The sequence below is a fragment of the Ruminococcus flavefaciens 007c genome (genome assembly GCF_000571935.1).
GTDB lineage: Bacteria > Bacillota > Clostridia > Oscillospirales > Ruminococcaceae > Ruminococcus > Ruminococcus flavefaciens_F.
The window spans coordinates 482,887-501,826 of sequence record NZ_ATAX01000028.1 but is presented as its reverse complement, the minus strand read 5'-3'; the positions used below and the strand labels follow the sequence as shown (position 1 = coordinate 501,826).

The 18,940-nt window shown below is 41.3% G+C and carries 18 protein-coding genes and 5 tRNA genes; 12 read left to right on the top strand and 11 right to left on the bottom strand.

Features of this window, described 5'->3' with window-relative positions; genetic code table 11:
• Window positions 1-17: 17 nt before the first annotated feature.
• Window positions 18-3,335, top strand: a complete 3,318-nt coding sequence (locus tag RF007C_RS13160) for an ATP-dependent DNA helicase (protein WP_037300443.1) — start codon at window positions 18-20, stop codon at window positions 3,333-3,335.
• Window positions 3,332-4,195 (top strand): hypothetical protein, encoded by an 864-nt coding sequence (locus tag RF007C_RS13155; RefSeq protein WP_037300440.1) that lies wholly within the window; start codon window positions 3,332-3,334, stop codon window positions 4,193-4,195. The genes RF007C_RS13160 and RF007C_RS13155 overlap by 4 nt, the downstream gene beginning before the upstream one ends.
• A 66-nt stretch (window positions 4,196-4,261) precedes the next feature.
• Here the strand turns inward: RF007C_RS13155 and RF007C_RS13150 are convergent.
• The 8 genes from RF007C_RS13150 to RF007C_RS13115 all read right to left on the bottom strand — a co-directional run bounded on the left by RF007C_RS13150 (window position 4,262) and on the right by RF007C_RS13115 (window position 7,058).
• A tRNA-Ser gene (locus RF007C_RS13150) sits at window positions 4,262-4,356 on the bottom strand.
• A gap of 2 nt (window positions 4,357-4,358) precedes the next feature.
• A tRNA-Glu gene (locus RF007C_RS13145) sits at window positions 4,359-4,435 on the bottom strand.
• Between the two features lie 36 nt (window positions 4,436-4,471).
• Window positions 4,472-4,562: transfer RNA gene (locus RF007C_RS13140), tRNA-Tyr, on the bottom strand.
• Window positions 4,563-4,660: 98 nt separating this feature from the next.
• A tRNA-His gene (locus tag RF007C_RS13135) sits at window positions 4,661-4,734 on the bottom strand.
• Window positions 4,735-4,798: 64 nt separating this feature from the next.
• Window positions 4,799-4,875 (bottom strand) — tRNA-Glu (locus RF007C_RS13130).
• Between the two features lie 12 nt (window positions 4,876-4,887).
• Window positions 4,888-5,112: a helix-turn-helix domain-containing protein gene (locus RF007C_RS13125; RefSeq protein ID WP_037300438.1), complete on the bottom strand. Its 225-nt coding sequence runs from the start codon at window positions 5,110-5,112 to the stop codon at window positions 4,888-4,890.
• Window positions 5,113-5,632: 520 nt separating this feature from the next.
• Window positions 5,633-6,472 (bottom strand): nucleotidyl transferase AbiEii/AbiGii toxin family protein, encoded by an 840-nt coding sequence (locus RF007C_RS13120; RefSeq protein WP_037300435.1) that lies wholly within the window; start codon window positions 6,470-6,472, stop codon window positions 5,633-5,635.
• Window position 6,473: 1 nt separating this feature from the next.
• The gene (locus tag RF007C_RS13115; protein ID WP_051456667.1) at window positions 6,474-7,058 is read right to left on the bottom strand and encodes a type IV toxin-antitoxin system AbiEi family antitoxin domain-containing protein; all 585 of its coding nucleotides are present in this window, start codon (window positions 7,056-7,058) and stop codon (window positions 6,474-6,476) included.
• A 444-nt stretch (window positions 7,059-7,502) separates the two neighbouring features.
• Between RF007C_RS13115 and RF007C_RS13110 the strand changes: the two genes are divergently transcribed.
• The 4 genes from RF007C_RS13110 to RF007C_RS13095 all read left to right on the top strand — a co-directional run bounded on the left by RF007C_RS13110 (window position 7,503) and on the right by RF007C_RS13095 (window position 10,359).
• Window positions 7,503-7,763, top strand: coding sequence for a hypothetical protein (locus RF007C_RS13110; RefSeq protein WP_430344450.1), 261 nt, complete (start codon window positions 7,503-7,505; stop codon window positions 7,761-7,763).
• 170 nt (window positions 7,764-7,933) lie between these two features.
• Window positions 7,934-9,202 (top strand): diaminopimelate decarboxylase, encoded by a 1,269-nt coding sequence (locus RF007C_RS13105; RefSeq protein WP_037300430.1) that lies wholly within the window; start codon window positions 7,934-7,936, stop codon window positions 9,200-9,202.
• 171 nt (window positions 9,203-9,373) lie between these two features.
• On the top strand, window positions 9,374-9,886 hold the full coding sequence (locus RF007C_RS13100) for an AAA family ATPase (protein WP_037300660.1): 513 nt from the start codon (window positions 9,374-9,376) through the stop codon (window positions 9,884-9,886).
• A 14-nt stretch (window positions 9,887-9,900) separates the two neighbouring features.
• Window positions 9,901-10,359 carry a hypothetical protein gene (locus tag RF007C_RS13095; protein ID WP_037300427.1) on the top strand — a complete coding sequence of 153 codons (459 nt, stop codon included), beginning with the start codon at window positions 9,901-9,903 and terminating at the stop codon, window positions 10,357-10,359.
• Between the two features lie 191 nt (window positions 10,360-10,550).
• Here the strand turns inward: RF007C_RS13095 and RF007C_RS13090 are convergent, their stop codons facing one another.
• Complete coding sequence (locus tag RF007C_RS13090; protein ID WP_019679700.1) at window positions 10,551-11,069, bottom strand: DUF6548 family protein; 519 nt, start codon at window positions 11,067-11,069, stop codon at window positions 10,551-10,553.
• A 305-nt stretch (window positions 11,070-11,374) separates the two neighbouring features.
• Between RF007C_RS13090 and RF007C_RS13085 the strand changes: the two genes are divergently transcribed.
• From RF007C_RS13085 to RF007C_RS13075, 3 genes are all read left to right on the top strand, one after another.
• Window positions 11,375-11,935, top strand: a complete 561-nt coding sequence (locus tag RF007C_RS13085; RefSeq protein ID WP_037300423.1) for an RNA polymerase sigma factor — start codon at window positions 11,375-11,377, stop codon at window positions 11,933-11,935.
• A gap of 13 nt (window positions 11,936-11,948) precedes the next feature.
• Entirely contained in the window at window positions 11,949-13,094 is a 1,146-nt protein-coding gene (locus RF007C_RS13080) for a hypothetical protein (protein WP_019679701.1), read from the top strand.
• A 278-nt stretch (window positions 13,095-13,372) separates the two neighbouring features.
• A complete protein-coding gene (locus RF007C_RS13075; RefSeq protein ID WP_037300420.1) occupies window positions 13,373-14,284 on the top strand; it encodes an alpha/beta hydrolase fold domain-containing protein in 912 nt (303 codons plus the stop codon).
• A 76-nt stretch (window positions 14,285-14,360) separates the two neighbouring features.
• Here the strand turns inward: RF007C_RS13075 and RF007C_RS13070 are convergent, their stop codons facing one another.
• Window positions 14,361-15,278, bottom strand: coding sequence for a magnesium transporter CorA family protein (locus RF007C_RS13070; protein WP_037300416.1), 918 nt, complete (start codon window positions 15,276-15,278; stop codon window positions 14,361-14,363).
• A 124-nt stretch (window positions 15,279-15,402) separates the two neighbouring features.
• On the opposite strand from RF007C_RS13070, the gene RF007C_RS13065 reads away from it, so the two are divergent.
• Window positions 15,403-16,041, top strand: coding sequence for a class I SAM-dependent methyltransferase (locus tag RF007C_RS13065; protein WP_037300412.1), 639 nt, complete (start codon window positions 15,403-15,405; stop codon window positions 16,039-16,041).
• 50 nt (window positions 16,042-16,091) lie between these two features.
• Here RF007C_RS13065 and RF007C_RS13060 read toward each other — a convergent pair whose 3' ends face one another.
• The gene (locus RF007C_RS13060; RefSeq protein WP_037300410.1) at window positions 16,092-17,021 is read right to left on the bottom strand and encodes a DUF4846 domain-containing protein; all 930 of its coding nucleotides are present in this window, start codon (window positions 17,019-17,021) and stop codon (window positions 16,092-16,094) included.
• 164 nt (window positions 17,022-17,185) lie between these two features.
• Between RF007C_RS13060 and RF007C_RS13055 the strand changes: the two genes are divergently transcribed.
• Both RF007C_RS13055 and RF007C_RS13050 read left to right on the top strand, forming a co-directional pair.
• Window positions 17,186-18,250, top strand: a complete 1,065-nt coding sequence (locus RF007C_RS13055) for an iron-containing alcohol dehydrogenase family protein (RefSeq protein WP_037300409.1) — start codon at window positions 17,186-17,188, stop codon at window positions 18,248-18,250.
• The gene (locus RF007C_RS13050; RefSeq protein WP_037300408.1) at window positions 18,247-18,900 is read left to right on the top strand and encodes an HAD family hydrolase; all 654 of its coding nucleotides are present in this window, start codon (window positions 18,247-18,249) and stop codon (window positions 18,898-18,900) included. The genes RF007C_RS13055 and RF007C_RS13050 overlap by 4 nt, the downstream gene beginning before the upstream one ends.
• Window positions 18,901-18,940 lie beyond the last annotated feature (40 nt).

The window sequence follows — 18,940 nt, the reverse complement described above, 5'->3', positions numbered from 1 at the left end:
AGTTTAAGGAGAATAAAATGTTAGACCAATCTAAATCCCTTATTGAAAAGCATGTAAAAACCCATACAGAAAGATCTGCACAAGATGTAGCAGCAGTCTCCACTTTAGAATTTTTCTTTCGTTCAAACGGGCGTATTAACACATTGTTCGCCTCTGGTGATAAATGGCCTAATACCGATGGGACATTTGAATATGTTGTCGATCCTGATGTATCAAGACGACCAAAGCAAAATTTCTTTGTACAGATAAAAGGATCACATTCATACAAAGAGGATAATGGAAGAATCAAATATCAGCTACAAAGTCTTGGTTTTCCTGCAACAACGGCTATGGATGTCACCTTTGATCCCGGAATACTATTTGTTGTACTTGATCCTGACGAAAGAGGCTCTGAGCGTGTTTTCTGGAAATATATGTCCGTAGACTATATAAATTCTATTGATTTTTCCAAAGATAGTACGACTGTTGTTTTTGAATCTACAGAAGAAATCTTTAACACCGATGAAAGTATTATTGAGTTTTGTAAAAACCTTGATCGTATAATCGAACATCATTCATTTGTTAATAAGCTCAGCTCAACTCAACTTAATCTTGAAGATATCAAAAGAATAGTAATGGCTTGTGATAAGTCTATCGTTAGAAGTATTGATACAATAGAAAGATTTCGCGTAACCAGAGATGAAGTATCTCAAGATATTCTACCAAGATTAAATGACCTATGCAAATCAGCATTGTTACAAAACTCTTATAATCTTGGATGCACAAAGCCAAATCTTCAATTGGCATATGAACAAGCTCAACTCGATTTGAGAACTAAATATCTTGCTAACTTCTTAAGATGTTTAAAGTATATTGATTACCGTATTCCAGAAGAAGGCCAATCTGAACGATTGATGCTAAAATACTATAACTTCATGTGGCAGATAAGAAAATATTTTTGGGAAAACAATAGAATTTCTATATTAAATAACCTTGAAAAATTCCCTCTAAATACCGATCAACTTGATGACGAGTATTATAAGATAGTTGCAGATGCTATTGAATCTACAGATTTATCTCCCCATTCTATGGAAAACACACGATTCTATGTTCAAAAGAAAACTCCTTTTTATATTGGTGCAGAGCGTTATTATGAAATCACTTTACAATTAGCAAATAAATATGCTTCAAAATTCAACAGAATAACAGTATATTCAAAACAAAACATATCAACAGGATATTCAATAAATATTGGCTACACTGATACACCAATACAATTATGGGGAATTGCTTCAAACATAAAAATCATCACAAACTGGCGAGTATCCATTGCACCTACTTGTTTGAATAAATTGGGAAGAATATTAAATATAGGTTTAAAACTTAATAAAAACTATGGAGAATATTCTGAACTAATGAACTTTTTAACAAATACTGGTATGACATTACTGGACCTAATTGATTTAAAAGAAATAAACTTTAATGAAGTGGTAAATAGTATTTATGAAAAATCAAATACATGTTATTTCAAAACAGTGATTGAAAATTTAAGGATGTGTTTCTCTTGCAAGTGTGAAACATTTGGAAAAAACACCATACGATTTCTATTGATTAATATGCGAGAAGATCGTATAACAGATGTTCTACCAAATCAATTTAATCCTCCGATGCCAAGAACTACACTTTATATTGCCAAAAAATGTTTTCCTTTTGAGAAAAATCCTTTTCTCGCAAATTATGTTGGAAGTAAAACAAGTGATGGTAACTTAACCAAAATATTGAGTGCGGCCGGAGCAGAACAATTAAAAACACTATCACCATATCTAAACATAAAGAATAGAATTAAAAATACTGGTGAAATATACTTTGAAGCAAGTGAGATAGCATCTGATGCTGAGATAATAGCTTATAATGAATATTTGGATGATTGGGAAACTCGTAAAGGTTTTAATGTACTGCACGAAAACGAATATGTAACCATTGCTTCATATGAAAATACAACATTACATATACTGAAAAAACTTTTAGAACTTTCAAAAAGTGGAATTAAAGGACAAAAAGAGTTAAATGCCAAATTCATTAAGGATAATAAACCTATATTCGATAATGTTGATATATCTAAGCAGAACGCAATAAAATATGCTTTTGTTAATTCCAAAATACTTCTTATATATGGAACTGCCGGAACAGGTAAAACAACTCTCATTAACTACATTTCAAATCTTTTACCAAAGTCTAAGAAGCTTTTCCTTTCAAAAACACATACTGCAATCCAACACCTTAAAAGGCGTATTGAAAATCCTGGAAGCAACGCTGATTTTATAAGTTTTGACAGCTTTACAAAAAAAGTTGAGCTACCGGATTATGACATAATATTTGTTGATGAGTGTAGTATAATTGACAACCTTAAAATGCAAGAATTTGTAAATAAAATAAGTGAAGATTCTTTAATTGTATTAGCAGGGGATATAAATCAAATCGAGTCAATAGATTTTGGTAACTGGTTTTATTATGCTAAGGACATAATAACCGCACAAGGAGCTAAAGTCGAATTACTTGATACTTGGCGAACTAAAGAAGAAAATTTACTAAGCTTATGGGAAGAAGTTAGGAATAATGATGTTAGAATCACTGAAAAGCTTGTCATTGATGGACCTTTTTCAAAGGAAATAGGAGCAGACATTTTTAAATCCGATGAAACAGATGATGTAGTTTTGTGCCTGAATTATGACGGTAAATTTGGTTTGAATAATATAAATAATTATTTTCAAAATGCAAATCCCAACGGTAAAGCTATAACATGGAAAGAATGGAGATTTAAGAAGGGAGATAGAATCCTTTTTAATGATAACTCTCGTTTCACATATCTTTATAATAATCTTAAAGGAATCATCGTTGATATTGAAAAAACAGATGATCAAATAGCATTTACTATAGATGCTGAAACAATAATCACTGAACAGCAATGTAAATCAGACCAAATCGAATATATTGAAACCATAGGTGAAAAGACTCGTATCAAATTTGTTGTATATGCTTTCGACGAAGACGAAATTGACAACGAGGAAGACGCAAAGAAAACAATTATTCCTTTCCAGTTGGCATATGCCGTTTCAATACATAAAGCACAAGGCTTAGAATATGATTCTGTAAAAGTTGTTATTCCGAGTGTTAATTCTGAAAAAATAACCAAAGGTGTTTTTTATACAGCAATAACTCGTACTAAAAGAAAATTAACAATTTATTGGAGTTCAGAGACAATGCAAAAAATAATATCTGGCTTTTCGTCTGAGCATAATGGGTTTAAAAGCTTGGAAATAATAAAGAAGAAAATAGATAAACAGGAGAATATATGAGCTTTATTTATGCTGAAAAAACAGAGATCAAATCCGATGATGAAGTTTTCAATCTCACTCAAATCTACAGTGATACAAAAACTGCACTGATTGGTGCCTATAAATCAAATTGGAGCAATGAAGCGTACAAACTTATAAGTAAATATGGTTTCACGAAGTGTATTAATATCAGTCCAAAACTATCTTTATCATTTGCTGGTAATGATACAGGTTATGCACATGATTTTTTAAGGTGGATATACAATGAATCTGAATTTGACATTGAAACTGCAATAAACAAGGCATATGAAATACACATGTCAACTGATAAAGATAATATTGAATTCATTTTATGTTACGCTGATGATAATAATGAAACTCATATTTATTGTATCAAGGAAAAACAAATACATCGTGATGTATCATCTGCATGGATAGGTTCTTATGCTGCTTTTCACAAATTGCAAGAACTAAGAATGAAAGACGATTTTTCAGCACAAAACACTCTTAGTCTTTTTACTCGTGCTGTTGAAGAATGTAAAGATAATACTGTAGGTGGATTTATAATTTGCGACAGATTCGATAATATCAAAAAGCAGTTTGTTTTCCAAGAACGATTAGAAGCATATGCTTATAGAGCGCAATCAGTACACTACGGCGAAGAAATAGTCTTTTCGAGGCCAGCAGAAACAGGAGATTGTACGCTTCATTTTTACGAAGATCCATATGATGTCATAATTGAGTTTTATCAGAATAATACTATACTATTATATACAAGTAGGTATCGATATTCTGATAAAGATACTAATAATAAAAATACTAATCATTTTCTTTTACCAATGATTATAGACGCAGAAACTAACCTGGTATTACCTGTATAATAATCAAACTGTATACTATATGCAAAAAAGCTCCGCCTGACAATACATCAGACGGAGCTTTCTCATTGGTGGTCGCACTGAGACTTGAACTCAGACATCGTAATGCTCCGATTACTCACAGTTTAGCAAACTGCTGCCTTACCAGTTAGGCTTATGCGACCATTGGTGACGGATGTGGGATTTGAACCCGACATTTAGAGGTTGAGAGCCTCTTGTCCTGTCCGATTAGACGAATCCGCCGTATGTCTCCGCTCAAAAACTGGCGGAGATTATTATTGGTGGGAAAGGTAGGAATTGAACCTACGATGTTTACCGCAAGGGTGGCGGATTTACAGTCCGCTGCAATCGCCGCTATGCATACTTGCCCTTAATTGAAAATGTCGTGTTTTTCGACACTTATATGCGCGGAGATGTTTCACGCTCCGCCAAAAGTGAAATGCGAAACCGCGCGCGCCTGCTCGGCGCTGGGGTGATCGAAGAGAATCGAACTCTCATTTTCAGAGCCACAATCTGACGTCCTTCCATTAGACGACGACCACCATATAATAATTATTATCTTCCGTAAGCGAAAGCAGAGTAACGCTTACATACAAAGTAAACTTGTGGTGACGGATAGGGGGATCGAACCCACTATTTAGAGATTGAAAGCCTCTTGTCCTGACCTGTTAGACGAATCCGCCATATATAGTCACTCAGACACGAGTGACGATTATTATTTTATCTATCGGCACATCAAACATATCCGCAAGTATAATCAGGTTGTCGATAGTGGGAACAGCATCACCACGCATCCACTTGAAGATAGCCTGCGGTGTATTGAAACCGCATCTTGCCTGCACATCGGATATTTTAAAGCCTTTAGACTTGATGATATTTTTTATATTATTACCCGTTGCCTTTACATCGATTACCGGCATCGTGAGCAACTCCTTTCCTTGTATTATGAAAACAAAAGCACCGCCTGCTTGCATACAGACGGTGTTTATCATTTGTATGGATCACAACACAAAGAAAGTGCTCTCCGAAATGACTATCCACTATGTTCTGTACGCAGCACAATAAGAGCTTCTTCACTCTCGTGGTAGAAACTTTCCTCATAGTGTTCACTGTACAGATAAACCATAGTAAACTGTTTCATTTCGGTTAACTCCTTTCGTAATTATTCTTGATACAGTGGCCGTCCAGCGACCGTTTCTGTTCTTGCTTTACCTGTATTATAGCATAGCTTTTTGGAAAAAGCAAGTAAACTACAGGTATATTTTGAACTGGCGCAAAATTTGCGAGAGTTCAGTTGTTGCATTATTTGCAACAGCTGAAAAATGAACCATTGCAAAAAACGCAACTATTCCTGCTAAAACGAGTTGTCGCATATTTTGCGATAACTGCAACAGCTCCCATCCACACGGACAGGAGCTGTTATTTTTGCGGTATACGCTGTTATGTAAGCTTTCCTAACAGGCTTTTCACGCCCTGAATGATATCAGCATATTGGATCTTTTCCGCATAAGGATACTTCTTCTGATATGCGTCCCATAGCTTATGCAGAGTGTCATCACTGTTGATGTTGGATATTATTGCCGGAGCGTTCTGTATCAGATTCACTGTGCCACGCTTCTGACAGGTCGCATCGAAGGCTTTTTTGAATACCGTATCGTCAATCTTGTTCTCATACAAAGAAAGAAGAATATAGATGTCATAGAAATCTCTCATACGGGTATTGAGTACGCTTCTTGCAAGGATAGTCTGGAGCTTTTCTGCAAGTATCGTTTCGAGATTATATGACCATAGCTTTATCGAACGGTCATCAAACATCAGCTTATAATCATACTCTATTGCCCGCGGAGTAACCGCATCACCTGTTGAGATATCTATCTTCATTGGCGTGATGAGCCTGTCCATTACCGCATTCAATGTGACTCTGATACCCGGATATTCCATCTCGTCCATAATGTCAGAAATATCCTTAATCTCAAACCTCACTCCGTCTCCGAGATCAACAGCGGTTATATTCTCTATGATGCTCCTTGAATCAGCAGCTGAAAGGTTCTTATTTCTAATGCTTGTATCTATGTCCATTGTAGAGCGGAGTGCCACACCTACCATAGCAGTGACCAGCATTCCACCTTTTATTACGAAGTTGTCCTTGTATTCAGAGTTTGCGACACGCTCAAGGAAACGCTCCATCATATATATTCGCATCAGCACTCTGGCGTCTGCGTTTTTCACTTTTGCAAGATTCTTGATCCTGCCTTTTACTTGTTCGGGCGTTAATTGCATATTATAGTAACACCTCCATATATTTACGAACAACGTTCTGTATCCTGAACAATTTTGAATACTCAAATAGCTTGTTCAGGTCTTTATCTTTTCTTGCTGCATAGGCTTTCAATGCAGGCAAGAATTCCTGTATATCTATCGTGCTTCTGCTTCGTACAAGATCGCATATAGTCCTCTCAAGATCGTACATCGGTATCTCATTACCGCAGTTATCCTTGACGAAGACTTTTCCGACATCGAGCAATTCTTTCTTCACGGTGTATACCTTGCATCTTCCGTCTGCAGTCAGCCTGTGAGCATTATAACCGCTGTACACAGTAAGCGTATGAACTAACGGCTCTCTGTCCGTCAGACCGTAGAAATACAACGCTTCGTTATGCGAGAAAACGGCGTTGGGACATCTCTTATGAAGCACATACAGCTCATCTACCCATTCGTCTTGTGGAATATAGATACCGTGCTCGACCTGTTCCAGGTCGTTCTCACGCACATATTTATAAAACTTATATTTTGAAATTCCATTTTTTGCCGCAATTTCAGGCGTTATATAACCATACTCTTTTATAAGTTCTGCCATGTCCTTCATAATCATCACCAACTTTCGTGCTTATATTATAAACGAAATAAGCACGAAAGTCAAGTGCTTTTCAGGTTTATACAAAATGAAAATTTTTCCATATGCACAAAACCCGGAAACAACATTTACTTTTTGTAAAGCGTCAATTTTGTTCTTTATTTGTTCTTTATCAAACATGGCTGATTTCGATTTTGCACCGCAGGAAAGGCACGCTGAGACAAAATCTTGTTCTTTATTTGTTCTTTATTGGTGCAAAAAAGTAGGAAAAAACGGAAAAATCCAATTTTTCTGAATTGCTCTGAAACACCGTAATTTCGGCGTTTTCTCAATATTGCGACAAGCTTTGAAAACTCGCTGGGGACTTTCAATTCCCGTACGGGTCACTTCTTCAAAGTCTCGGAAGCAGCGTAAATACGTTATTTCCGAGTTTTTCTTTTATACTGAAAATGGGGTTTGTCCGCTACTTGTCCGCTATCAAAATCAATATCCTTCCATTCCAAGCGTGACGAGATACCTGTGGGCGAGTGCGTTTATTTCGACGAGGCATTCGAGCGCCTTACCAGATTGCAGGAGCTTGAGCTTGCGGAGATAGACGTAAATATGTTCAAGGCTATAAACAATCAGCTTATAAACGACGGCTGTGGACTGTTCAGAGGCCGGCAGATCCTGCCTTTCGAGCATTTGTCACGTTTCCAGAATGATCTTATTGACTGAAAATGCTACAAGAATCGGCGGCAAATAATAACCTTCACGGATGCTTGACAAATATGACCTGATTTGTTATAATATACCAAGTGAGCAACGGCGCTGAGAGATCAGTGCCGTTTTGTCGTTTAAGGTGGAATGTACACCTATTCAGAATTATTTAAAAAGGAGCAACCGATATGGATAAAACGCCGTTTCTTACCAAAGAGCAAGCCGAGAAGATAACTAAGGAATTTCCGACGCCGTTTCATATTTACGATGAAAAAGGTATCCGAGAAAATGCACGTCTTGTGAAAAAGGCTTTTGCATGGAACAAGGGATTCAGGGAGTATTTTGCAGTTAAAGCGACTCCTAATCCGTTTATACTGAAAATACTGCAGGAGGAAGACTGCGGTGTTGACTGTTCTTCGCTCACCGAGCTTCAGCTGGCAGAAGCCTGCGGTTTTTCAGGAAGCGATATAATGTTTTCATCGAATGTTACACCTGCGGAGGATTACAAGTTTGCATACAAGCTGGGCGCATACATAAATCTTGATGACATTACGCATATCGAGTATCTTGAAAAACTGACAGGTATTCCCGAAACTATATGCTGCCGTTTCAACGCCGGAGGAAACTTCACTATATCCACATTTGTTATGGACAAGCCGCAGGATGCAAAATATGGCTTTACCCGCAAGCAGATGTTTGAGGGCTTCCGTATGCTTATGGAGAAGGGGGCAAAGCATTTTGGCATACACGCTTTTCTTGCATCGAATACTGTAACCAATGACTATTATCCCACACTTGCCAAGCAGATGTTCCAGCTTGCGGCTGATCTCAGGAAAGAAACAGGTGCCGATATCACATTCATCAATCTTTCAGGCGGTGTAGGAGTAGCGTATAAACCTGATCAGACTCCTAATGACATTCTTGCGATCGGTGAGGGAGTACGCAGGGTATATGAAGATATACTTGTTCCGGCAGGACTTGGAGATGTTGCCATATTCACCGAAATGGGCAGATTCATGCTTGCTCCTTACGGTGCACTGATAACAAGGGTACTGCACAAGAAGCATATCTACAAGGAATATGTCGGCTGTGACGCCTGTGCCGCAAATCTTATGCGACCTGCAATGTACGGTGCATACCACCATATCACTGTTCTCGGAAAAGAGGATCAGCCATGCACCTATATGTGTGATGTTACAGGCGGTCTGTGCGAAAACAATGATAAGTTTGCCATTGACAGAATGCTGCCTCCTACTGATATCGGAGACCTGATATATATTCACGATACCGGCGCACATGGTTTTTCTATGGGTTACAATTATAACGGTAAACTGCGTTCTGCTGAACTGCTCCTCTGCGAGGACGACAGTGTGAAGATGATACGCCGTGCAGAAACAGCGGCAGATTATTTTGCAACATTTGACTTCTGCGGTATCATGGACAAGTATCTGAAATAATTCACAGCTTTAAGAACAGACTCAAAAAAAGTGCAGCAGTAAAACTGCTGCGCTTTTTGCTTATCGGATGTAATATCGCCGATACCATGAGTATATCATGAGATTTAATTGAAAAAGCTCTCCGGATATGGTATAATTATGAAAACAACCGGAAAGGAGCCGCGGCTGACTATGATAATACTGATAACAGGTGCTTCACACACAGGGAAGACTCTTCTCGCGCAGAAACTGCTCAAAAAATACAAGTACCCTTACCTGTCTGTCGACCACCTGAAAATGGGACTGATAAGAAGCGGTCAGACCGAGCTGACTCCTTATGACGACGATAAACTGACGGCGTACCTCTGGGATATTCTGAAAGAAATGATAAAGACCGCCATTGAGAACGAGCAGAACCTCATTGTCGAGGGCTGTTATATCCCCTTCAATTGGAAGGAAAGCTTTGACGCCGACTACCTGCCGCAGATAAAATACATCTGTCTCATTATGAGCGAAAGCTACATAAACAGCCATTTCAGCGACATTATGAACTTCGGGAACGTTATTGAAAAGAGGCTCTCCAACGACCTCAGTATTGAGGAGCTAATACAGGACAATCAGAAATATCTCCGCTGCTGTCTCAGGTACGGACTTGATCATTTCCTGATAGATGATGAGTATGATCTTGAAAAATGTTTCATTTAAAGGAGAAATATATTATGGAAAACATCATTCAAAGAGTACTTGATGATTTTGAGGACATTAACAAGATATCTTCAATTTTAAAATGTGATTATGAATTCGATCCACCTGCTTCATCTGAGGAGATATCGAATTGGGAAAAAGAAAATAACATTAGAATTCCTGATATGTATAAAAGTTGGCTTATGCTGACAAAATATGCACGTATCATGGACGGACAAATTGAACTGTTTTTCCCCGAAATAAGTTCTTCTGATAAAGAAGATGTTTATATCGGAAGCATTGGGTGTGGTAGTGACAATTTGTATTTCTCAAAAAATACAGGAGTATTTTACACAATCGGCGATGAAAAAGAAGAATATGAAGACTTTGTTGACTTTCTGGCTCATGTTTATATCAGATTAGAGGCTGAAGCTGAAGACGAATTTGGCGACAATTGGACCGATATTTATAATGATAAATTTGGAGATGAGTAAAACCAACTATATTACCACTAACACTGCTTATTGAGTACATCGGCTACGGAGCGTTTCAGCAAGCTTGTATCCCATAACTGCACTGCCGTTACATGGACTATGGCGACTAACTTTGAACCTAAAGAGCCTATAAAGCTCTGCTGAGAATAAAAATATCGGGAACGGCCTGTGAAGCTGTTCCCGATTTTATTTTACAAAAGCATAAAAAAAAGAAGAAGAAAAAGAAACACTGATAATATAAGCAGCATTATAAACGCGCTCAAGCATCCGGAGGACCGATTAACGCTCGGTCTCTGCTGTATAGTCTGCGGCGGCGGATAAACTGCTCTTGGTGATTGTTGAGGTATGTTTATAGTCGGAGGCTTGGGCTTATTAGAGGGTACTGTTTTTTCAAATGTTCTTAGTCCTCCGAGAGGATCGGTTGAAGAAAACAACCTGTTATAGAAATCCTTGAGCCACTCGTAATCACTCTCTGAGCATATATCACTGTCATAGCTTACTTCATGAGCAAGCTGATTCCTTATCCAGCGTATATGTTTAAGGTTATCGTAATCACTTTTCCAGCCTTTGATATTGGCGGTTCCCCTGTAAAAACAGGATTCCATTGAACGTATGTATTCCGAAACGCCCTCGGAAGAAGAATAAGCATCTTTGATAAAACGGTCTGTGCGTTTATACAGGTCCATAAAATCAACATTCAGATCACGCATTTTTCTTCCCCCTTTTACAGATTCATTCAGTTACTGTGGCTGCTTCCATGACTGCTTTATTACTTTTATTATATCACATTCATAGATAAATTACAATGTATTTGTATTTTTACTATCGCATATTGACCGCAGCGCGCAGATGTGTTATGATAAAACACGAACTGTCAGAACCCTGCCCTGACCAAAATAAAACCCTTGAAAAAAATTCTATGAAAAATTTTCAAAAAAGTGTTACAACCTGAAAATACAGTGTGTTTATATAAGTGAAGGACAGATCTGAACCTCAAAAACAAAGGAGGATGCGTATGACTGATAATGAGATACTGAGTCTGATGCGGGAAACACCGCCGCAGGGACAACGCGCACTTTTTGATAAATATTACAGCTATGTATATTCTATAGTGAACAGGATAATAAACGGAACAGGCAGTCCTGATGATGCGGAGGAATGTGTCATAGACGTGTTTGCATCGGTGATGATGAAGCTTGTCCCCGATGATGACTGCTCATTGAAGTCGTACATCGGCACTGTTGCGCGGAATGCCGCAATAAACATGAGACGCTCACTGTCAGCCAAAACGGGCAGGAACGTATCCGCAGACGATGAGAATATGGCAGAGATAGCAGATGAAGAGGATATCGAAGGAAATTCCGATAAATCCGAAACATCCGAACTGCTGCTGAAAAAGGTCTCCGAGCTCGGGCCTCCCGATTCAATAATAATTATTCAGAAATACTACTACGATAAAAGCTCAAAGGAAATAGCCGAAATGGTAGGACTTAACGCGGCAGCAGTAAGGATGCGCTGCGGAAGAGCAATGAAGCGGCTGAAAAAGCTCCTTGAAGCTGACGGTATCACTCTGTAAAGGAGAGTAAAATATGAATAATAAGGATATAATAAGAACTCTCCGCAATGCGGACAAAACTTCTGTCGAGAAGCTAATGGCGGAGGAATCAAAGAAAAATGAAATATTCGCAAAGGCACAGCATAAAGCAAATATCGATACATCCGAGTACACAGACAGTGTAAGCGGAGTTGAAAAGTACGAGAGGAGAATAAGTATGACAAGAATAGCAAGCATAGCTGCAGCAGCAGTACTCTTAATAGGTTCAATAAGCGGCGGAGCATATATGATGAGAAAAAACAACAATGATCCGGTGACTCCCGGACAGGTTGAACCGGCTACAACAACCGAGCCGACTACAACAGCCGGGCTGACTACCGGAACTGCATCAACAGTCAGCACAACAGCAGACACAACAACAAGTAATACTTCAACAGAGACAACTACCGCTGAAAATACCGCACAGCAGATCAGCGTTACAAAGGAAGACCTCATCGAAAAGGCTATGGATGATAATTCCGTGAAGTATTTTGATCAGTTCTCGGCAGATTATTCTATCCTCATAAACGAACGCCGTGAATTCCATACAGAGCCCGAGACTCATACAGGTAAAATATATCTTGATGAGGTGGGAATGACAGCTGCCGGAACAGAAGAGCGTTTTGTAAACGATAAGCTTATAAGCAGGTCGCTCTTTGCAGTAAAGGATGGCCAGGCGATCAACGGCGATGAATACTGTGCAGAAACAGATTATGTAAACGGCGGTTATAAATCCCTTGAAACTCCGCTCAGAAACTATTATACTCAACCTTTCACGGATAAAGTCATCATCAACAGAATGCCGACTGGCAGAAATATTGCGATAAACGTAAACGCTCCCGAAAACTGGGAAATAACAGGAGAAAGAACAGAAAGCGGCAGAAAGATAGTATCGATAAGCGGTTTTGAAAAAGGCAACAACAATTATGAAGGCGTTTACCGTGAATACACCTACACCGCCGAAATCGACGCTGCAACAGGTATTACGATCTCTTACGATGTTTTCGACAGCGAAGGAAACACGTCCTATTCATATAAGATGACAAACTATAAGTTCGATGACGATGCCGTAGAATTCAAATCAGCTTCGGACATCATCAGCGAAATTGAAAACGGCGGATTTACAAAGTTAGGAGACTGATGGGAGGTAAAGGCTTTTCTTACGGCTCAATCATCTGATAGGCACGATGCCTGTCCGTCTGCCATTATGAAAACGGACTTTACACATTGCAGCAGCATTATACACCGAAAAGATGGGAGCAGCTTGAAAACAAGCTGCTCCCATCAGAGTTTTATCACATTTTATGTTTTGCAGGATCATTCTTCGGATTGACAATTCACCCGCCATGATATATAATTATTATAAATTTATACAGCTATATGCTGTAGCAACTACTACATGATACAGGAAATACATCCATGAAATTTATAGTAAAGAAGATAATACAGTTTTACATGAGGGACTTCACCGCACTGTGCAGTCTCGATAATCCCCGATTCGCAGCAGAACTTGCAAGACTGAAAAAGAAGCTCCCCGGGACCTCTGCTCCTCCAAAAAGGATAAGAAGGGCTATGGACACAGAAAAGCACAGGGTAAAGGGCGGAGTTTACTTCACAGCCCGCGACAAGGTACACAGGAGCAATAAAAAGGTGCTTTTCCTCCACGGAGGCGGCTTTTTCCTTGAAGCCCTGCCCCTGCACTGGAAGCTCTGCCAGCGCCTTGCAAGAGATACAGGCTGTGAGATAATATTCCCACAGTATCCCATGGTGCCCGAAAGCAATGCCATCGAAGCACATAAAATGCTCATGGAGGTGTACAGGAAGCTAATAAAGACGAGCCGTCCCGAGGATATTACCGTCATAGGCGATTCAGCAGGCGGTACTCTTGCATTGTCCCTGTCCATGCTGGCAAGGGACAGCGGGCTCCCACTTGCCAATGAGATAGTACTTATCTCGCCGGGCTTCAGGACTGACGGAATGAACGAAAAGGAGCGCAGGAGAGCGGAGTACATAAAAGAGCATGACAGTATCTTAGGCCGCTTCCCCATAGATAAGATAAGCGAATTATGGCTCAGAGGACTGGACAGCGGTGACGCCAGAGCAAATGTCATCAGGACAGAGCTGAAGGGCTTCCCGCATATAACCATGTTTTCAGGAACGCATGATATACTGAATATACCTGCAAGACGCTTTGTCTCACGTATGAAAAAAGAGGGACACCCTTTCTCCTATTATGAGAAAAAGGGCGGAGCTCACGACTATGCTTTATTAAAGAGATACCGCAGGGAATACGAGGTAATGGTATCAAGAATAAAGGGCAGCGGATTCTGAGCCTAAAGCTCCCGTAAAGCTCTGCTGACAACAGAAAAACAGCTCCCGTAAATTAACTTACGGGAGCTGTTTTACATTACAGCCATTTTTTCTTTTTGAAGAAGATAAGACTGAAAACAACTATCAGCACGCTTATGGCAATGACCAGCGGATAAGCCCATTTATACTCCAGTTCGGGCATATATTTAAAGTTCATACCGTACCAGCCCGCAATAAGAGTCAGAGGCATGAATATGGAAGTTATCACCGTGAGCAGAGCCATTATGCGGTTCTGCTTTATATCCAGCTGAGACTGATAAAGGTCGCGTATCTGTATGGAGAAATCGCGCAGGGAGGTAGTAAGATCGTGGAGTCTGGAAACTCGCTGGCTGAACAGGTGGAAGTATCTCGTATTGTCCTTGCTGAAAAAATTGTTCTCGTTCTCCTCAAGTTCCTGACTGAGGTCAAGAAGCTGCTCATAGTGGACACGCAGGTCACGGAGATCACTCCTGATACGGCTGATACGCTGGGAAGGATCTTTTTCCTCCCCGTCAAGTATATTGGACTCTATGGTATCCAGCTCCTTGTCAACACGCTCGAGGAACATCTGGTCGTGAGCCACTATCTGCTCAAGAAAGTCGAATATAAAGCGTTCAAGACTTGGCATTGCCCATTTCTTGGTGCTTATGATATTGCTTATGGTCTTGTTCACAAAGCCGCTGTCGTCAATGAAAACAATGCCCTTTTCATCGAGAGCAAAGGCGAAACCGGTGGCAGGAGCCGAAATATTCTCTCTGTCGGGTACAGAAAACGTTCCTGTCAGCGAATCATAGTTCACCTCAGCCTTGGTCGAATGGATAATTGAAAGGTCTATGTCCATTTCTATTCCCATATCGAACTTGTCCCTGTTTTCCAGCCATTCCACCGAATTGAGGACTGCAACGTATTTTTCTTTTTTTCTTTTGAAGTCAAGCTTTTCTGCTTTTTCAAGCGTTTTTCTTATATAATAATACATGGTTTAAGCTCCTGTTATTCAAGATAGCTTATTATACCACTATTTCGGATATAATGCAATACGGATTGAAAAACTGCCTGAAATATGGTATAATCATAAGAAATCCAACGACAGAGGTGAAAGAATGAAAAATCCATGGGAAGAGATAAGTCTTGATGACTATGAAAAACATATGGGTCTGGACTCCGTAAGGCAGCTTCAGACCATGAACCTGATAATAAAGAAACAGCTCGAAGCTTATCCTGCCGATACCGCCATGATACTCGGCATAGCAGGCGGCAACGGCCTCGAACACGTCTCAGCAGACAAATACCGCACTGTCTACGGCGTTGACATCAACGAGGACTATCTCCGCGCGGTCTCGGAGCGATACAGCGGACTTTCGGGAGTGCTCAGATGCCTGCGTGCAGACCTGATAAATGAGGCAGAAAAGCTTCCTCGGGCGCAGCTGGTGATAGCAGACCTGCTTATCGAGTACATAGGATGCGCCGCCTTTGTAAACGTACTTCTGCACACCTCTCCCGAGTATGTATCCTGCGTGATACAGATAAATACCGACGATGAGAACTGGGTATCGGATTCGCCGTATATCCACGCCTTTGACGGCCTTGACAGTGTTCATCATCAGATGGAAGAAAAAGAGCTGACAGCCGCCCTGACCAAAGCAGGATATTCCCTTATATTACGAGAGTCTTATCCCCTTCCCAACGGCAAGGCTCTGACAAGACTGGATTACCGCAGAACAAAGCAGCCCCGTGGCTGATACAGCAAAAAATCCCGAAAGAAGACCTGTTCTCCTTTCGGGATAATATTTTAAAAACCGTCCTTCCAGCGTCGGATATTTTCCTTTTTAAAACTGAAGGAGCCGATGACGAAGGAATCCTTTTCAAGCTGCTCGGCCGTATACCACGGAGTGATCTTCTGACCCTCTGTCCTTGATATTATATGGAAACAGACCGAGGGGATAAAGCTCTGACCGATAAGGTAGCATTTCTCGCCGTCCTCGTTCACCGCCTCATCGACTATCATAACAACATGGGTGTCGTTGCAGATAATATCCCCTGTCCTGAGCTCGGCGGCGGGTATCACTTCCGATTCCTTCTGCAATGAAAGGGTGCCTGCATAGCGCATTACCTCCTTCAGGTAATTCCTGTACTGCTGTTCGCTGTCATCGGGAAGAGCCGCAGGTATCTCACATGAAAAACCTGCCAGCACCAGCATTCTCCTGCCCTTTTTCCAGCGTTCATAACTGCATTCATCTCCGTTTGAGAACAGGAATGATATCCTGTCAGTCTGTCCTGTCTCGTAAAAATAATCGCTGTAAAGTCTTATGACGCTGTCTGCGCACTGCTGATAGCCTTCATCTCCGAGGCTTATGTCAAATACAGCGGCGGCATCGGTGAAATCAATGGTGCTACCGTCATACACAGGGAGCTGTATATCATCGGGAAGAAGCGGATATTTCCTGAGATATTCGCCGAAGCTTCCCTCCTCTGCCGCAGCACGGGTATAGCCCTCGGGGGGAAGTATCCTCGTTTCCAGAGTCATGCCATGAGGATCCAGTGACTCCACCTGAAAATGTCTGTTTGCCTGGACCACAGAAAGTTCGGCAGCCTTCCATCTGGGATTGGTCCTGATATAAACAGCAGCAAGCAGCGCCGCAATAAGGATCAGCCATAAAACCGCACGAAGGCCGCGTCTTTTCCCCTTCGGCTTTTCAGCGATACTGTTGTTCTTTCCCATAGGCACCTCCATATCTGCGGGAATAGTTTTCATACGTTTTTTTAATTTTAGCACACAGCAGCCCTCTCTGTCAACACAAAAGGCTGATCCCGCCCTTTTCTGTATTGATAATACCTTCGGATTATGGTATAATATCCGTATACAACCAGAAAAGGAGTGATGTTATGAATCAGCATACAAGTTTCGATCTTCCCATATGTCTGGCAGTGGAGGAGGACGCTTTCTTCCACTCAGACGAGATAATCAAAAGGTATATCCCCGACATCATCGGTCAGAAGACTCTGGTCATCTCGGAGGAGTTCCTCATAGGGATATACAGGGAAAAGATAACGGATATAAGCCATGATTTCGGCAATGCGGAGATACTTGCAATGAAGGACGCCAGCTTCGACGAGGCCGTTGCCATTGCAAAGAAGGTCTGTGTTGAGGACATAAAGGTCATCATCGGCATAGGCGGCGGCAGAGTCCTTGATACGGCAAAATATGCCGCTCACATAAGCAAGGCGGTATATATCTGTATGCCCACATCTCTCAGCAACGACTCCCTCGCGTCGCCCTTCTCGGTGCTCGAGACCTACGGAAAGACGCGCAAGACCATCGAATGTAATATCCCCACAGCCATAATCGTGGACACGAATATGATAATCAACGCTCCCGAGACTCAGACTCTTTCGGGTATCGGCGACACCATTGCCAAGCACACTGCCCTCTACGACTGGAAGCTTGCCGCTTCAAAGGGCAGCGCAAGGATAGACGACTTCGCCTACGCCCTCAGCAGAATGAGCTATGATTCGGTATACCACTGCGACGAGAAGAACATGAAGAGCCGCGTATTCATAAGGATACTTTCAAGGGCTCTGGTCATGGGCGGCCTTGCTATGGAAATAGCAGGCTCCTCCCGTCCGTGCAGCGGCAGCGAGCATCTTTTTGCCCATGCCATAGAGGAATACTACACTGATGTAAAGATCTCCCACGGTATTGCGGTGGCACTGGGAAGTATAGGCGCCTGCATCTTCCAGAAGCAGGATCCGACAAGCATGATAGAGTTCTTCTCTGCCCACGGCCTTGATATAAACCCTCAGTCCTACGGCATTACCGAGGATATGTTCGCGGATATATGGAAGAAGGCGCGCACCGTCAGAGCAGGCAGAGTGACCATACTCGACGATATAAAGCACGACAGAGCACAGCTCAATGAAATATACAGCAGAATGGTGGAAGGAAAATGAAAAAAGGCCTGATATTCGATATGGACGGTACTCTCTGGGACTCCTCGGAAAACGTAGCCGCTTCATGGACAGAAAAGATAAGGGAGCTGGACTGCGGACTCCCTTATATAACCCGGAAGGATATTATGAACGTCATGGGGCTTACCATGGACAGGATAGCGGATATACTCTTCAGCAGTATCCCTGCGGAAAAGCGCATGGAGGTCCTTGATCTCTGCTGCAAGAACGAGAACCTCTACCTTGCAAAACACGGAGGCGTACTCTATCCCGACCTTGAAAAGACCTTCATACGCCTAAAAAAGGACTATCATCTTTACATCGTCAGTAACTGTCAGAGCGGATATATCGAGACATTCCTTGAGCATTACGGCTTCGGGAAATACTTCGACGATATAGAGTGTTACGGCAACAACCTCATGGAAAAGGGCGAGAACATCGCTCTGGTAGTAAAGAGGAACAATCTTGACAAGGCATGGTATGTAGGCGATATACAGGGAGACCACGACTCCGCCGTAAAGGCAGGCATCGGCTTTATACACGCAGCCTACGGCTTCGGAAAGATAAAGCAGACCGTCCCGGAGCTGAAAAAATTCAGCGATCTCCCGCAGCTCATGAAAAAACTGTCTCAGGATACGGACAAGCAGGTATAACACCCGTTATATTTGACAGACATTGCATATACAGAAAAAA

Excerpts from the sequence above, each read along its gene's own strand:
- RF007C_RS13050 (WP_037300408.1), top strand. The coding sequence starts at position 18,247 with ATGAAAAAAGGCCTGATATTCGATATGGACGGTACTCTCTGGGACTCC.
- RF007C_RS13055 (WP_037300409.1), top strand. The coding sequence starts at position 17,186 with ATGAATCAGCATACAAGTTTCGATCTTCCCATATGTCTGGCAGTGGAG.
- RF007C_RS13120 (WP_037300435.1), bottom strand. The coding sequence starts at position 6,472 with ATGCAATTAACGCCCGAACAAGTAAAAGGCAGGATCAAGAATCTTGCA.
- RF007C_RS13105 (WP_037300430.1), top strand. The coding sequence starts at position 7,934 with ATGGATAAAACGCCGTTTCTTACCAAAGAGCAAGCCGAGAAGATAACT.
- RF007C_RS13125 (WP_037300438.1), bottom strand. The coding sequence starts at position 5,112 with ATGCCGGTAATCGATGTAAAGGCAACGGGTAATAATATAAAAAATATC.
- RF007C_RS13075 (WP_037300420.1), top strand. The coding sequence starts at position 13,373 with ATGAAATTTATAGTAAAGAAGATAATACAGTTTTACATGAGGGACTTC.
- RF007C_RS13085 (WP_037300423.1), top strand. The coding sequence starts at position 11,375 with ATGACTGATAATGAGATACTGAGTCTGATGCGGGAAACACCGCCGCAG.
- RF007C_RS13100 (WP_037300660.1), top strand. The coding sequence starts at position 9,374 with ATGATAATACTGATAACAGGTGCTTCACACACAGGGAAGACTCTTCTC.
- RF007C_RS13095 (WP_037300427.1), top strand. The coding sequence starts at position 9,901 with ATGGAAAACATCATTCAAAGAGTACTTGATGATTTTGAGGACATTAAC.
- RF007C_RS13060 (WP_037300410.1), bottom strand. The coding sequence starts at position 17,021 with ATGGGAAAGAACAACAGTATCGCTGAAAAGCCGAAGGGGAAAAGACGC.
- RF007C_RS13090 (WP_019679700.1), bottom strand. The coding sequence starts at position 11,069 with ATGCGTGATCTGAATGTTGATTTTATGGACCTGTATAAACGCACAGAC.
- RF007C_RS13070 (WP_037300416.1), bottom strand. The coding sequence starts at position 15,278 with ATGTATTATTATATAAGAAAAACGCTTGAAAAAGCAGAAAAGCTTGAC.
- RF007C_RS13155 (WP_037300440.1), top strand. The coding sequence starts at position 3,332 with ATGAGCTTTATTTATGCTGAAAAAACAGAGATCAAATCCGATGATGAA.
- RF007C_RS13080 (WP_019679701.1), top strand. The coding sequence starts at position 11,949 with ATGAATAATAAGGATATAATAAGAACTCTCCGCAATGCGGACAAAACT.
- RF007C_RS13065 (WP_037300412.1), top strand. The coding sequence starts at position 15,403 with ATGAAAAATCCATGGGAAGAGATAAGTCTTGATGACTATGAAAAACAT.
- RF007C_RS13115 (WP_051456667.1), bottom strand. The coding sequence starts at position 7,058 with ATGAAGGACATGGCAGAACTTATAAAAGAGTATGGTTATATAACGCCT.
- RF007C_RS13160 (WP_037300443.1), top strand. The coding sequence starts at position 18 with ATGTTAGACCAATCTAAATCCCTTATTGAAAAGCATGTAAAAACCCAT.